This window comes from Pimelobacter simplex (genome assembly GCF_900114845.1).
Taxonomy (GTDB): Bacteria; Actinomycetota; Actinomycetes; order Propionibacteriales; family Nocardioidaceae; genus Nocardioides; species Nocardioides simplex.
In genome coordinates this window covers 775,765-788,268 of sequence record NZ_FOUK01000001.1, presented here as the reverse complement: position 1 = coordinate 788,268, position 12,504 = coordinate 775,765, and the positions used below count along the sequence as shown (strand labels likewise).

General features: G+C 71.6%; 16 protein-coding genes. 7 read left to right on the top strand and 9 right to left on the bottom strand.

Annotated elements, in window-relative coordinates; all coding sequences use genetic code 11:
* Window positions 1-74: 74 nt before the first annotated feature.
* The 5 genes from BM223_RS03730 to BM223_RS03710 form a co-directional block, all read right to left on the bottom strand.
* On the bottom strand, window positions 75-467 hold the full coding sequence (locus tag BM223_RS03730; RefSeq protein WP_038681532.1) for a hypothetical protein: 393 nt from the start codon (window positions 465-467) through the stop codon (window positions 75-77).
* A gap of 140 nt (window positions 468-607) precedes the next feature.
* Window positions 608-1,591 (bottom strand): CAF17-like 4Fe-4S cluster assembly/insertion protein YgfZ, encoded by a 984-nt coding sequence (gene ygfZ, locus BM223_RS03725; RefSeq protein ID WP_038681534.1) that lies wholly within the window; start codon window positions 1,589-1,591, stop codon window positions 608-610.
* On the bottom strand, window positions 1,588-2,055 hold the full coding sequence (locus BM223_RS03720; RefSeq protein WP_038681536.1) for an adenylyltransferase/cytidyltransferase family protein: 468 nt from the start codon (window positions 2,053-2,055) through the stop codon (window positions 1,588-1,590). The genes ygfZ and BM223_RS03720 overlap by 4 nt, the downstream gene beginning before the upstream one ends.
* On the bottom strand, window positions 2,052-2,477 hold the full coding sequence (locus BM223_RS03715) for a Fur family transcriptional regulator (RefSeq protein WP_038681537.1): 426 nt from the start codon (window positions 2,475-2,477) through the stop codon (window positions 2,052-2,054). The genes BM223_RS03720 and BM223_RS03715 overlap by 4 nt, the downstream gene beginning before the upstream one ends.
* Window positions 2,470-2,964 (bottom strand): heme-binding beta-barrel domain-containing protein, encoded by a 495-nt coding sequence (locus BM223_RS03710; protein ID WP_038681539.1) that lies wholly within the window; start codon window positions 2,962-2,964, stop codon window positions 2,470-2,472. The genes BM223_RS03715 and BM223_RS03710 overlap by 8 nt, the downstream gene beginning before the upstream one ends.
* A 25-nt stretch (window positions 2,965-2,989) precedes the next feature.
* On the opposite strand from BM223_RS03710, the gene BM223_RS03705 reads away from it, so the two are divergent.
* From BM223_RS03705 to dtd, 3 genes are read left to right on the top strand one after another with little or no spacing between them, the layout of a single operon-like run.
* Window positions 2,990-3,352, top strand: a complete 363-nt coding sequence (locus BM223_RS03705) for a DsrE family protein (protein ID WP_038681541.1) — start codon at window positions 2,990-2,992, stop codon at window positions 3,350-3,352.
* Window positions 3,353-3,392: 40 nt separating this feature from the next.
* Window positions 3,393-4,262: an SGNH/GDSL hydrolase family protein gene (locus BM223_RS03700; protein ID WP_052138997.1), complete on the top strand. Its 870-nt coding sequence runs from the start codon at window positions 3,393-3,395 to the stop codon at window positions 4,260-4,262.
* The gene (gene dtd, locus BM223_RS03695) at window positions 4,262-4,690 is read left to right on the top strand and encodes a D-aminoacyl-tRNA deacylase (RefSeq protein ID WP_038681543.1); all 429 of its coding nucleotides are present in this window, start codon (window positions 4,262-4,264) and stop codon (window positions 4,688-4,690) included. Before BM223_RS03700 ends, dtd begins: the two co-directional genes overlap by 1 nt.
* Window positions 4,691-4,732: 42 nt before the next feature.
* Here the strand turns inward: dtd and BM223_RS03690 are convergent, their stop codons facing one another.
* Window positions 4,733-5,188, bottom strand: a complete 456-nt coding sequence (locus BM223_RS03690) for a DUF4395 domain-containing protein (protein ID WP_038681545.1) — start codon at window positions 5,186-5,188, stop codon at window positions 4,733-4,735.
* Window positions 5,188-5,616: a thioredoxin family protein gene (locus BM223_RS03685; protein WP_038685287.1), complete on the bottom strand. Its 429-nt coding sequence runs from the start codon at window positions 5,614-5,616 to the stop codon at window positions 5,188-5,190. The genes BM223_RS03690 and BM223_RS03685 overlap by 1 nt, the downstream gene beginning before the upstream one ends.
* A 224-nt stretch (window positions 5,617-5,840) precedes the next feature.
* Here BM223_RS03685 and BM223_RS03680 point away from each other — a divergent pair, with 224 nt between their 5' ends.
* From BM223_RS03680 to BM223_RS03665, 4 genes are read left to right on the top strand one after another with little or no spacing between them, the layout of a single operon-like run.
* The gene (locus BM223_RS03680) at window positions 5,841-6,104 is read left to right on the top strand and encodes a hypothetical protein (protein ID WP_038681547.1); all 264 of its coding nucleotides are present in this window, start codon (window positions 5,841-5,843) and stop codon (window positions 6,102-6,104) included.
* On the top strand, window positions 6,104-7,627 hold the full coding sequence (locus BM223_RS03675) for a sodium:solute symporter family protein (RefSeq protein ID WP_200887016.1): 1,524 nt from the start codon (window positions 6,104-6,106) through the stop codon (window positions 7,625-7,627). The genes BM223_RS03680 and BM223_RS03675 overlap by 1 nt, the downstream gene beginning before the upstream one ends.
* A gap of 37 nt (window positions 7,628-7,664) precedes the next feature.
* On the top strand, window positions 7,665-9,005 hold the full coding sequence (locus BM223_RS03670) for an ArgE/DapE family deacylase (RefSeq protein ID WP_038681548.1): 1,341 nt from the start codon (window positions 7,665-7,667) through the stop codon (window positions 9,003-9,005).
* 34 nt (window positions 9,006-9,039) lie between these two features.
* Window positions 9,040-9,819, top strand: a complete 780-nt coding sequence (locus BM223_RS03665; RefSeq protein ID WP_038681551.1) for an SDR family NAD(P)-dependent oxidoreductase — start codon at window positions 9,040-9,042, stop codon at window positions 9,817-9,819.
* Window positions 9,820-9,837: 18 nt separating this feature from the next.
* Here the strand turns inward: BM223_RS03665 and BM223_RS03660 are convergent, their stop codons facing one another.
* Both BM223_RS03660 and BM223_RS03655 read right to left on the bottom strand, forming a co-directional pair.
* Window positions 9,838-10,848, bottom strand: a complete 1,011-nt coding sequence (locus BM223_RS03660; RefSeq protein ID WP_038681553.1) for a response regulator transcription factor — start codon at window positions 10,846-10,848, stop codon at window positions 9,838-9,840.
* A 72-nt stretch (window positions 10,849-10,920) separates the two neighbouring features.
* Window positions 10,921-12,492: an APC family permease gene (locus BM223_RS03655; RefSeq protein ID WP_038681555.1), complete on the bottom strand. Its 1,572-nt coding sequence runs from the start codon at window positions 12,490-12,492 to the stop codon at window positions 10,921-10,923.
* Window positions 12,493-12,504 lie beyond the last annotated feature (12 nt).

Here is a 12,504-nt window from a genome sequence, read left to right as displayed (position 1 = left end):
ACCAACAGGGGGCAGGCACAAGCAGAGGTCCCATGGCGGTGCCGGCCATGGGACCTCTGCTCCTCAGCGAGCGCTCAGCGGCGCACGCGGACCTGGGTGGCCACCTTGCTGCTCTTGTAGACGCCCGAGCCGGTGAACTTCACGACGCAGCGCCACACGCCGCGCTTCTTGAGCTTGCCGGTCTTGATCGCGATCGGCTTGCCGGCATAGGACTTGGTGGGACCGGCGACCTTCGTGCGGCCCTGGGTGCAGGTCACCCGGACCTTGCCGGTGGGCTTGGCCGCACCGGCCTTGACCCGCACGGTGAGCTTCGCGCGCTTGCCGGGGCCGACCTTGCCCACCTTGGCCTTGGTCGTCGTGGCGACCGTGCCCGGGTAGGGCCCGGCGTGGGCGGCGGTGCCCTGCACCCCCACCAGACCGGCGGACAGGAGCACGGCGGCCAGCAGACCGAGAACCAGCTTCTTCATCAGTTCGTCCCTCTCGACGCAAAGATCAATCCGAGCCGCGGGACAACCGTGGCCCGGGCCGGATCACCTTGGCACGATCCGGCAGGTCCGAGCCGGGATCGGCCGTGACCTTGCGCAAAACGACGATTGACGAGGGTTTCTCAGCGCTGGGGGCGGAAGTGCAGGCCGATCTCGGGGTCGACGAGGACCTCCTGGGCGGCCGGCAGGCCGTCGACGACGAGGGGCGCCGCGACGTCGGTGCTGCGCTTGACCAGGGCGAGTGCGATGGGGCCCAGCTCGTGGTGGCGCGCCGACGAGCCGACGAAGCCGAGCGCGCGGCCGCCGCCCTCGGGCAGCACCTCGGCACCGCGGGCGGGCAGCCGGTTCTCGGAGCCGTCGAGGTGGAGCAGGGTGAGCCGGCGCGGCGGGCGGCCGAGGTTGTGCACCCGGGCCACCGTCTCCTGGCCGCGGTAGCAGCCCTTGTCGAGGTGCACCGACGGCGCCCAGGCGGGCTCGCCGCCGAGGCCGAGCCAGCCGACCTCGTTGGGGATCGTGCGCTCGTCGGTGTCGACGCCCAGGCGCGGCTCGCCGCGGGCGATCCGCAGCGCCTCGTAGGCCCACAGCCCGGCCGCGGGACCCGCCGCCTCGGCGTACGACGTCAGCTGGTCGCGGGCGACCAGGTCGTGCTTGCCGCCCCCGGGACCGGGCCGCCAGGCCACCGCGAGGTCGGCGGTCACGTCGGCGACCTCGACACGGAGCATGAAGCGCATCCGGTCGAGGAAGTCGACCAGCGCGGCCGCCTTGCCCGGCTCGGTGTGGGCGGTGAACGCCTCGCCGTCGTCGACGCCGGAGAAGGCGTGCTCGACCCGGCCCTGGGCGTCGAGGAGCAGCGCGGAGACCCAGCGCCCCGGCTCGAGGCCCTCGAAGTACTGGGTGGTCATCGAGTGCAGCCAGCTCAGCCGCTCCGGGCCGCTGACCCGGACGACCTCGCGGTGGGAGAGGTCGACGAAGCCCTCGCCGGCCGCGAGGGCCCGCTGCTCGCCGTACAGGCTGCCGTAGTGGGCGGCCACGCCGGCGTCGATGCCCTCGCCGGCGACGGCGCCGGGGAGGTCGAGGAGGGGGCTGGTGCGGAGGTCGGTGCTCATGTCAGGTCCCGGTAGTGCTCGAGGAGTCGGGTGAGGGTGCCGAGGGCTGCCTGCATCTCCTCGATGTGGACGGGGTCGAGCGTGCGGAGCATCTCCTTGATGTCCGTGCTCGACACGCCCGAGGTGCGCGGCAGGTACCTCACCTCGCAAACGTCGGAGAGGTCGTCGAACTTCCCGGTCCAGTCGTCGCCCATCACGAAGAGGTCGACGCCGTGCTCGACGATGTCGGCGCGCTTCTGGTCCCAGGAGCGCTCCGGGACGACGAGGTCGACGCCCTTGATGGCGCCCACGATGGCCGCGCGGTCGTCGTACGAGACGACGGACTTCTTGCCCTTGCCGGCGTTGAACTCGTCGGTCGAGACGCCGACGACGAGCCGGTCGCCGAGCGCGGCGAGGCGCTCGATCAGCCGCAGGTGGCCGATGTGGAACAGGTCGAACGTGCCGTAGGTCAGGACGGTGGTCACGGGGCTTCTCCTTCGCACTGGGCGCACCGGCCGAAGACGGTGAGGTGGCCGAGGTCGGGGGTGAACGCCTTGCCGCGGAGCACCTCGACGAACGGCGCGGCCTCGGCGGCGTCGACCGAGATGACCGCGCGGCAGCTGCGGCAGACCAGGTGGAAGTGCTCGTGCCCGCGGGTCGAGTGGTACGTCGGCGCGCGGTCGGACAGGTGCGCGTGCCGGATCAGGCCCAGCTCCTCGAGCACCTCGAGCGTGCGGTAGACCGTCGAGGCGTTCACGGTGCTCGCGGTCTGCTGCACGTGGGCGAGCACCTCGTCGGGCGTCGCGTGCCCGAGCGCGTCGACCGCGGCCAGGATCAGCTCGCGCTGCGGCGTGAGCCGGTAGCCCTTCTCGCGAAGGGCGGCGCGCCAGTCGTGGTCGTCAGGCACGCTTGAGCCTCGCCCACAGGTGCGGCTGGAGCGCCTGGCCCATGGCGGCCATGTCGAAGGCGTAGAGGAGGTCGCCCTCGACGTTGCCGTAGAGCCGCTTGCCGGCGACGTACTCCTTGGCGGTCTCGGTGCGCGCGACGGCGTCGGTGGTCCACTCGAACTTGCCGTTGTCGGCCTGGCCCTCCCAGATCTCCGCGATCCCGGTGTTGTGGGTCAGCAGGATCTCGAAGCGGCCCTCGCCGACGGCGCGGATGAAGCCGGTCTCGATGGCCGCGTCGCGGACCTTCTCGTTGTTCTCGTCGATGATCCAGGCGCGCGCCATGTAGTGGAAGAACGGGCGGCCGTCGTGGGTGAAGATCAGCTCCTGGCCGAACTGGAAGCTGTCGATCGTGGGGTAGTCGCCATGGCCGTTGCCCCGCCAGGTGCCGAGCATCCAGGCGATGGGACCGCAGTCGGGGTGCAGGTTGTCGGGGAGTTCGAAGGCCACGACCGGTCATTCTAGGCTCTCGGCCATGGCACGCTCACTCCTCGTCAAGGTCACCTGCGGCACCGACGCGCCCGAGCGCTGCAACCAGGCCTTCACGGTGGCCGGCGCGGCCGCCGTCTCCGGCGTGCCCGTCTCGCTCTGGCTCACCGGCGAGGCGTCCTGGCTGGCCGTCCCCGGGCGGGCCGCCGAGCTGCAGCTCGACCTCGCCACCCCCCTGCCCGACCTGCTCGACGCGGTGCTGGCGGCCGGCCAGGTCACCGTGTGCTCCCAGTGCGCCGCGCGGCGCTCGCTGACCGAGGCGGACCTGCTGCCCGGCGTACGGATCGCGGGGGCGCCGGTGTTCGTCGAGGAGGCCCTCGGCGAGGGCGTCCAGGCGCTCGTCTACTGACTCCCCGCGGCAGCACCGGCGCGTCCGTAGGCTGTGCCCCGTGAAGCGCGTGCTCCCCCTGCTCCTGGTGCTCGGTCTCGCCGGCATCGGCCTGTCCGCCTGCCTGCTCCCCCGCGCGAAGGAGGAGAAGCGCGAGCCCGGGGCGGCGTACGTCGCGCTCGGCGACTCGTACTCGGCCGCCCCCTACATCGGGACGCTCGACGGCAACGACGGCTGCTTCCGCTCGCGCAACAACTACCCCCACCTGCTCGCCGAGGCGAAGGACCTCGAGCTCACCGACGTGAGCTGCTCGGCCGCGACGACCGACGCGACCGACGGCGAGCAGGTGACGCCCCAGAAGCGCCGGCTGGCGCCCCAGCTCGACGCGCTCGGCCCGACGACGCGGCTCGTCACCGTCGGGATCGGCGCCAACGACTTCAACCTGATCGGCCGGATCATCACGACGTGCGTCCAGATCGCGCGCACGGCGACCGGGCCCAGCCCGTGCACGGCGCTCGACGCCGCCGCGGGCCCGCGGAGCATCGAGAGCCGGCTCAAGGACGTGCAGGCCAACGTGACGCGCGTGCTCCAGGACGTCCAGGCCAAGGCACCGGACGCCCAGGTCGTCATGGTCGGCTACCCGCAGATCTTCCCCGACACGACGACCGGCTGCGACGACCTCCCCCTCGCCGACGGCGACCTGCCGCTCGCGCGCCGGTTCAACGAGGGCCTCAACGCCGCCGTCCAGGCCGCCGCGACGGCCGCCGGCGCCGAGTACCTCGACGTCTTCTCCGCCACCGACGGCCACGGCATCTGCAGCGACGACCCGTGGATCGCCGGCAAGAACGTCGAGGGCAAGGGCTTCGCCTACCACCCCTACGCCAAGGAGCAGGAGGTCGTCGCCGGCCTGCTCGAGAAGGTCGTCGACTGATGCGTGCGGTCCTCCAACGGGTCGCCTCGGCGTCCGTCGAGGTCGACGGTGCGGTGACCGGGGCCATCGACGTCCCCGGACTGCTCGTCTACCTCGGCGTCACCCACGACGACGGCCCGGCCGAGGTCGCCTGGATGGCCCGCAAGATCCGCGACCTGCGCATCCTCGACGACGAGCGCTCCGCCGGCGAGACCGGCGCGCCCGTGCTCGTCGTCTCGCAGTTCACGCTCTACGGCGACGCGCGCAAGGGCCGCCGTCCCACCTGGGTCGCGGCCGCACCCGGCCCGGTCAGCGAGCCCCTGTACGACGCCGTGTGCGCGGCGCTCGAGGCCGCCGGCACGCACGTGGAGCGCGGGGTCTTCGGGGCTGACATGAAGGTCGCGTCGGTCAACGACGGACCGTTCACCGTGCTGCTCGAGACGCCCTGACGCCGGCCCGGGACCTCCGGCGGCTCAGGCGGCTCAGGCGGCTCAGGCGGCGGAGCCGCGGCGGGTGAGCCGCAGCCCGAGCAGGTACATCTCGCAGCCCAGGCAGAACGCGAACACCGCGTTGAGGAAGGCCGCCACGAATGCGAGCGCCGCGGCGACCTGACCGAGCAGCACGGCGCCGGTCGCGAAGCCGATCGTGGCGACGACGGCGAAGACCAGGCCGACGGCCTGGGCGAAGCGCGGCGGGGCCGGGTCCTCGAGGTCGGCCGGCGGCGCGAGCCGCGGCCGCACCAGGTGCCGGAAGAGCAGCCCGGTGGGGGTCTTCTGGACGCCGAGCCCGGCGCCGATCGCGAAGAGGACCGCCTGCACGCCGGTGATCACGGCCGCGACCCCGGGCGCCGCGTCGGAGAGCAGCAGGGCGACCGCGAACACGACGAGCGTGATCGCGGCGGTGAAGCGGGGACCGCGCGGGTCGATTCCGTTGCCGCTGGTGGCCATCAGGACTCCTGGAGCGTGGGGAGGGCGGCGAGCACCTGCTCGCGCCGCGGGGCGCCGGCGGCGCGGGTGATCTCGTGGCCGGCGGCGTCGAGGACGAGCGTCGTCGGGGTCCGCCGGACGTCGAGCGTGCGCACCAGCTCGAGGTGCTGCTCGGCGTCGATCTCGACGTGGGCGACGCCGTCGACCTTGCCGGCGACGTCGGCGAGGACGACGCGGGTGGTGCGGCAGGGGGCGCAGAAGGCGCTGGAGAACTGCACGAGCGTGGCGCGCTCCCCCAGGGCGACGTCGGGCACGGCGTCGGCGACGGCGGTCCACGTCGTCGGGGCCGCGACGGGCGCCGTGGCGAACCGGCCGTCGACCCGGCGCCGGTACAGGCCGAAGCCGACCGCCACGACGACGGCCAGCGCGAGCAGCACGATTCCGGTCACGGTGATCTCCAACGACGACGGGGCCGTGCCCATTCCACTGCGCACCGGATCGGTCCGACCACGGTGTCCGAGGCGTGGTCGGGTTTCCGCCGCCTGAGCATCCGTCAGGTGACGGATGCCGGCGCGCCCCGGGGCGCCGGTTTCGGGCACCCGAGCCGATACCGGACGTGACCTGGCGCACATAGTTTCGGGCCATCTCGGTCAGACCGAACCCTGGAGGACCCATGAGAAGCGCCATCCGCGCGATGTCGTCACGGACCAAGATGACGATCTTCTGGCTGCTTTTCGGCGCCAGCATCCTGCTCGCCGTCGCCCCGCCGCTCTACCTGGCGGGCAGCGGCATCGACACCCCGATCCTCGGGATCCCGTTCAGCGTCGCGTACTGGATCGTCGACGCCCTGCTGGCCACCGGCGCCGTCTGGCTGCTGTGGGTCTTCGAGAACATCCGCGGCGAGGTGGGCGAGGAGCCCGAGGAGGTGGCGGCCTGATGACCTCCATGTCCGGCTCCATGGCCGTCACCCTCGGCATGCTGACGGCATTCTTCGCCCTCATCGTGTTCGTCCTCTACGCGACCAACCGCAGCGCGAAGTCGTTCTCCGACTACGCGGTCGGCGGCCGCTCGTTCAGCAGCTGGTACATCGCGATGTCGTACACCAACTCGTGGTGGCCCGGCGCGACGTACACCGCCTTCTTCGGGCTCAGCGTCGGCGCGGGCGTGCTCGGCTTCTACGCCCTGGCCTACTCGCTGCTCGGCGTCACGGCGATGTACCTGATGGCCGAGCGGGCCTGGCTCTGGGGCAAGCGCTACGACCTCAAGACCCAGCCCGACATGCTCGGCCTGCGCTTCGACTCCCAGGCGGTGCGGGTGATCGCGAGCGCGATCGGCGTCGTGTGCCTCTTCCCGTGGATCGTCCTCGGCATGCAGGCGATGGGCCTGATCTTCCGCTTCGCCAGCTTCGGCCAGTGGTCGGTGACGACCTGCCTGGTCGTGGGCGTCGCGGTGATCGCCGTCCGCCAGATCTGGACCGTGCAGATGGGCATGCGCGGCCTCGTCATCACCGACCTGGTGCAGGGCATCGTCGCCTACGGCCTGGCCGCACTGGTCTGCCTCGGCATCCTGTTCGGCCCCGCGGACGCCGGTGGGTTCATCGCGCTGAAGGACCTCCCCGACAGCCTGCTCGTCGTCCCGGGCGACGGCGGCGCGTACGGCCCCTGGTACCTCTTCTCGCTCATCGTCACCGGCGTCATCGGCTCGCTGTGCTGGCCGACCAGCTACCAGCGGATCTACACCGCCAAGGGCGTCCGGAGCGTGAAGAAGGGGACGCTGCAGACGATGCTCGTCGCCGGCGGCTTCTACCTGCTGCTGACGCTGGTCGCGCTGGCCGCCGCGTCGATGACCGACATCGTCGCCGCACCGCAGGACGGCTGGTTCGTGCTCCTCTACGACCGGGGCGGCCAGTGGCTGCTCGGCATGGCGCTGGTGATCGTGCTGGCCGCGAGCATGGGCTGGATCGACGGCTGCGTGCAGGTCTGCGGCGCGCAGATCGCCAACGACATCGTGCACGTCATCTCGCCGCGCACCGACTTCCAGCTCAAGGTCGTGGCGAAGGGCTCGATGGTCGTCTACATGCTGGCCTCGGCGGTCGTCGCGTACATCGCGTTCGACTACCCACGGCTGCAGCTGCTCGCGCAGATGTCGTACCAGGGCATCGTCCAGCTCGCCGTCCCGATGTTCCTCGGGATGTTCTGGAAGCGCGGCACCAAGACGGCCGCCCTGGCCTCGATGTGCACCGGCTTCCTCGTCGCCGCGGTCCTCACCTGGAAGTACCCCGACGACATGCCGGCCCTCGGCAGCGTCACCGGCGGCGTCCTGGCCCTGCTGCTCAACCTCGTCGTGTACGTCGTCCTGGCCTACGTGCTGCCGCAGAGCGACACCGAGAAGCGCCGCGTCGACGAGCTCTTCGAGGCGGGCAAGTCGCGGCCCGAGCCGGTCCTGTCCCCCACCGCCTGACCTACTGACCCACCCGCACCGAGCAAGGAGCTGTGCCATGACGACCACGACCACGACCCCGCAGGAGACCCACGACCGGGTGCTCGCGGCGGTCGACGCCCTCGCCGACGACCTCGTCGCCACCCTGTCGGAGGTGATCGCGATCCCGAGCGTGAACCCGAAGTACCCCGGCCAGGTGTACGACGAGGTGGTCGGCCTCGAGGGCCGGGTCTCCGGCCTGATGGGCGAGATCTACGAGGACGCCGGCGCCGACGTCGAGTACTGGGCGGTCGAGAAGGGACGCGACAACGCGGTCGGGACGCTCAAGGGCACCGGCGGCGGCCGGTCGCTGATCTTCAACGGCCACGTGGACGTCGTCCCGCCGGGCAACCCGGACCGGTGGACCTCCGGGGACCCGTTCTCCGGCCGCGTGGACGACGACCGGGTCTGGGGCCGCGGCGCCAGCGACATGAAGGCGGGCCTGGTCGCCCAGGCGTTCGCGGTGAAGGCGCTGCAACGAGCGGGCGTCGCGCTCAAGGGCGACCTGGTCATCGAGGCCGTCGTCGGCGAGGAGGTCATGGACCACGAGTGCGGTGTCACCTCGACGATCGAGCACGGCTACCGCGCCGACGCCGCCGTGGTCGCCGAGCCGAGCGGCCCGACCAACCTCGGCGTCATCCCGGTGACTCCCGGGCTGCTGTGGTTCTCGGTGACCGTGCAGGGCAAGGCGACGCACTCGTCGATGCGCGGCCAGACGATCCGCGCGGGCGGCGGCGGCAGCGCGGTCGGCGTCAACGCGATCGACAAGGGGATGCTCGTCTTCCAGGCCATGCAGCGCCTGGAGGAGGAGTGGGCCTTCACGAAGACCCACCCGCTGTTCGCGCCCGGCCACTTCACGATCCACCCGGGCGTCGTGCAGGGCGGGCCGCACGGCGTGCTCGTGCCGTTCATCCTCTCCGAGTACATGACCATCGAGTACTGCATCTGGTACCCGCCGCAGGACGACCCGGCCACCGTCAAGGCCGAGGTCGAGGCGCAGATCCGGGCGATCGCGCAGACCGACGGCTGGCTGCGCGAGCACCCGCCCGTCGTCGAGTGGAAGCTCAACTGGCCGGCCAACGACCCCGGCGAGGCCGCGCACGCGATCACCGCCGCCGTCTCGTCGGCGCACGAGCGGGTCGCCGGGCAGACGCCGTACCAGGGGCCGCCGCCGGTCGCCGGCTTCTGCGCGGTCGAGGACTGCTCCTTCCTCACCGCGGCGGGCATCCCGGCGATCAGCTACGGCCCGGGTGACCTGCGCGTCGCGCACGCCGACGACGAGTACTGCTCGATCGAGGAGGTCCGGCTCGCCGCCCGGACCTACGCGTCCCTCGCCCTCGACTGGTGCGGCACCGACTGACTCCCCCTTCCAGAACCACGAAAGGACCGATCCCATGATCGACCTCACCGGCAAGAACGCCGTCGTCACCGGCGGCTCCTCCGGCATCGGCCGGGCCATCACCACCACGCTCGCGCAGGCCGGCGCGCACGTCGTCGTCGCGGACCTCACCGAGGAGGCCCGCGAGGGCGGCGAGACGACGGCCGCGCTGGTCGCCGCGGCGGGCGGCTCGGCGGAGTTCGCCAAGCTCGACGTCACCGCCAGCGCGCACGTGGCGTCGTTCTTCGCCGAGCTCGACGAGCGCCTCGGCGGGCTCGACATCCTCGTCAACAACGCGGGCGTGCTCCGCGAGGGCAGCGTGCACGAGACCGACGACGAGACCTGGCGCACCCAGTTCCTGGTCAACGTCGACGGCACGTTCCACTGCACGCGCGAGATGGTGCGCGGCCTGCTGGCCCGCGAGAAGCCCGGCAAGATCGTCAACATCAGCTCGATCAGCGGCTTCCGCGGCAACCCGGGCTTCGCGGCGTACTGCGCGACCAAGGGCGCGATCGTGAACTTCACCCGCCAGGTCGCGCTCGACTACGCGAGCAAGGGGATCAACGTCAACGCGGTCGCGCCCGGCTTCGTGACGACCCACATGACGGCGCTGTACGACCAGGCGACCCACGACGCGCTCGCCGGGCAGACCCCGCGCGGGCGCTGGGCGAGCCCGCAGGACGTCGCCAACGCGGTGCTCTTCCTGGCCAGCCCGCTCGCCGACCACGTCGTCGGCGACAACCTGCTGGTCGACGGCGGCTGGACGATCGGCACGCCGGTCGAGCTGGACGCCTGAGGCCCGGAGAGAGGCGGATCAGGTGCGGACGAGCAAGGGGGTGGCGGTGGGCACGGCGAGCGGCACGATCCCCTCGGCCACCGCCTTGCTCGCCGCGGCCACCCGGGTCGCGCAGCCGAGCTTGGCGAGGATGTGCTCGACGTGGGTCGCGACCGTGCGCGGGCTGAGCGAGAGCGACAGCCCGATCGCCGGGTTCGCGAGGCCGGCGGCGACGAGGGTCAGCACCTGCACCTCCCGCGGCGAGAGCCGGTACGGCGCCGCCGCCTCGCGCAGCGTGACCAGCACCCCGGTCGCCAGCCGGGTGGTGCGCACCTCGTGGCACCGGCCGGCCGGCGAGACCCACGCGAACCGGGACGGCGGCCCCTCGGGGCGGGCCAGCAGCTCGGCGGTCAGCGGCGAGTCGTCGGCGAGCCAGCGGTCCCGGCGCAGCCCCGGCAGCGCCACCATCCGCCGGTCGGCCGTGATCAGGCCGGCCTCGGCGGCGTCCTCGAGGAGCTCGGTCCAGCTGTGCCCCTCGGGCGGGCGCATCGCGTCCATGAGCGGCGCGATCACGCGCTGCAGCGCGATGAGCGTCTCGACGGCGGAGTCGCTGATCGGCAACGGCGAGTCGGAGCTCAGGTGCAACGCCCCGGTGTAGCGCCCGTCGCGGGTGAACAGGCAGGTCGTCGACCCCTCGGCGAAACCGCCGGGGATGAACACCTCGTGCGCGCTGAACATGTCGCGGTAGTTGGGGATGTCGCACCACCGCAGCGGCCGCGGGTTGCGGAAGCGCATGGTGAGGAACGCCGGGTCGTCGTTGACGAACCCGTCGTTGAGGTAGGTCAGCACCGGGTCGGAGTAGCCGATCTCGGCGACCGTCAGGTGCCGCTCCTCGACCGGGTCGAACGTCGACAGGGCCGCCGCCTCGAGCGGGATGGCCTCACCGATCCGCTGCAGGACGGCGGTGGCCCGCACGGTGGCGGGGGTGTGCTCGACGCAGATGGCAGCGACGTCTGCCACCAGGTCGAGCGGCGAAGGACGGCTGCTCATCGGATCTCCCAGCTGGCGATCCACGAAGCGTACGCCCTCCGCCGCCCGTCCGGAACGGGTCGCGCGGAGCACTCAGGCGTCCGCACGTTCCTGGGTGTCCTCGAGGACGATCCGGCCGATCGTGTCGTACCGCTCGGGTGCGAACCGCTTGGCCCAGAGCGCGAACAGCAGCCCGGAGACGCCGACCGCGCCGACCACCCAGGGGGACATCTTGAACACCACGTCGCTGGCCGCGGCACCTGCCGCGAAGCCGGCGTTCTCGACCAGCAGGAAGATGACGTAGACCATGCCGATCCCGCCGATCAGCGGAGCCAGGAAGGTCCGGAACCAGTTGGCCGTCTCGGGGTGCTTGCCCTGGACGTGGAAGTACGCGATGCACGCGAACGCCGCGAGCGCCTGGACGATCATGATCGCCGTGGTGCCCATGATCGCCATGAGCGCGTAGAGCTGGCCGTAGGGGTCGCGGTCGGTGACGAAGAAGAGCAGCACGATCACGGTCGCGACGGCGGTCTGCACGAAGCCGGCGATGTACGGCGAGCCGTGCCGCGGGTGCGAGGCGCCGAGCGTCTTGCCGAAGCCGGGCACGAGGTCCTCGCGGCCGATCGCGTAGATGTAGCGCGACGCGCAGTTGTGGAAGGCCATGCCGCAGGCGTACGAGCCGCTCATCAGCAGGAACTCGAACAGGACGACGGCACCGTGGCCGAGGTGCTGCTCGACCGGACCGAAGAAGATCTGGCCGGCGGTGGTGCTGTCCTGGGCCAGGGCGACGGCGTTGTCCGGGCCGGTGCCGACGATGGCCGACCACGACACGATCACGTAGAAGAGACCGATGCCCAGCACGGAGAGCATGGTCGCCAGCGGGATGATCTTCTTCGGGTTGCGCGACTCCTCGCCGTACATCGCCGTCGACTCGAAGCCGACCCACGACCAGAACGCGAAGAACAGGCCGATGCCGGCCGAGCCGGCCACGACGAGCGTGGCGCCGGTGTCGGCGTTGGTGACGCTGCCCTGGAGGCCCTGGAAGGCGTTGAGCGGGTTGAGCGAGCCGAGCGACCAGCCGTCGGGGCCGCCGCCCGAGGCGAGGATCGAGACCGTCATCGCGCCGAGCATCACGATCTCGGTGACGAGGAAGACGCCGAGCACGACCGCGGTCAGGTTGATGTCGAAGTAGGTCAGCGCGGTGTTCACGCCGAGCATGAGCAGGGCGTACCAGATCCACGAGATGTCCAGGCCGGTGTGCGTGGCGAAGAAGCTCGCGGCGAAGAACGAGAAGATCCCGACCAGCGCGGCCTCGAACACGACGTACGCGAGGGTGGTCAGGGCCCCGGCGCCCATCCCGACCACGCGTCCCAGGCCGTGCGAGATGAAGCCGTAGAAGGCTCCGGTCGACGTGATGTGCTTGGCCATCGCCGAGTAGCCCAGCGCGAAGAGGCCGAGCACGATCGTGGCGACGAGATAGCCGGCGGGGGCGTTCGCCCCACTGCCGAAGCCGATCGCGATGGGCACGTTGCCCACCATCGCGGTGATCGGCGCGGCGGTCGCGACCGCCATGAACATGACGCCGACCAGGCCGACCGCGTTCGGCTTGAGGCGCTGGACCCCCGTGTCGGTCTCCGGTACTGCGCGCGTCTCCTCTGCAGACATGCGGACTCTCTC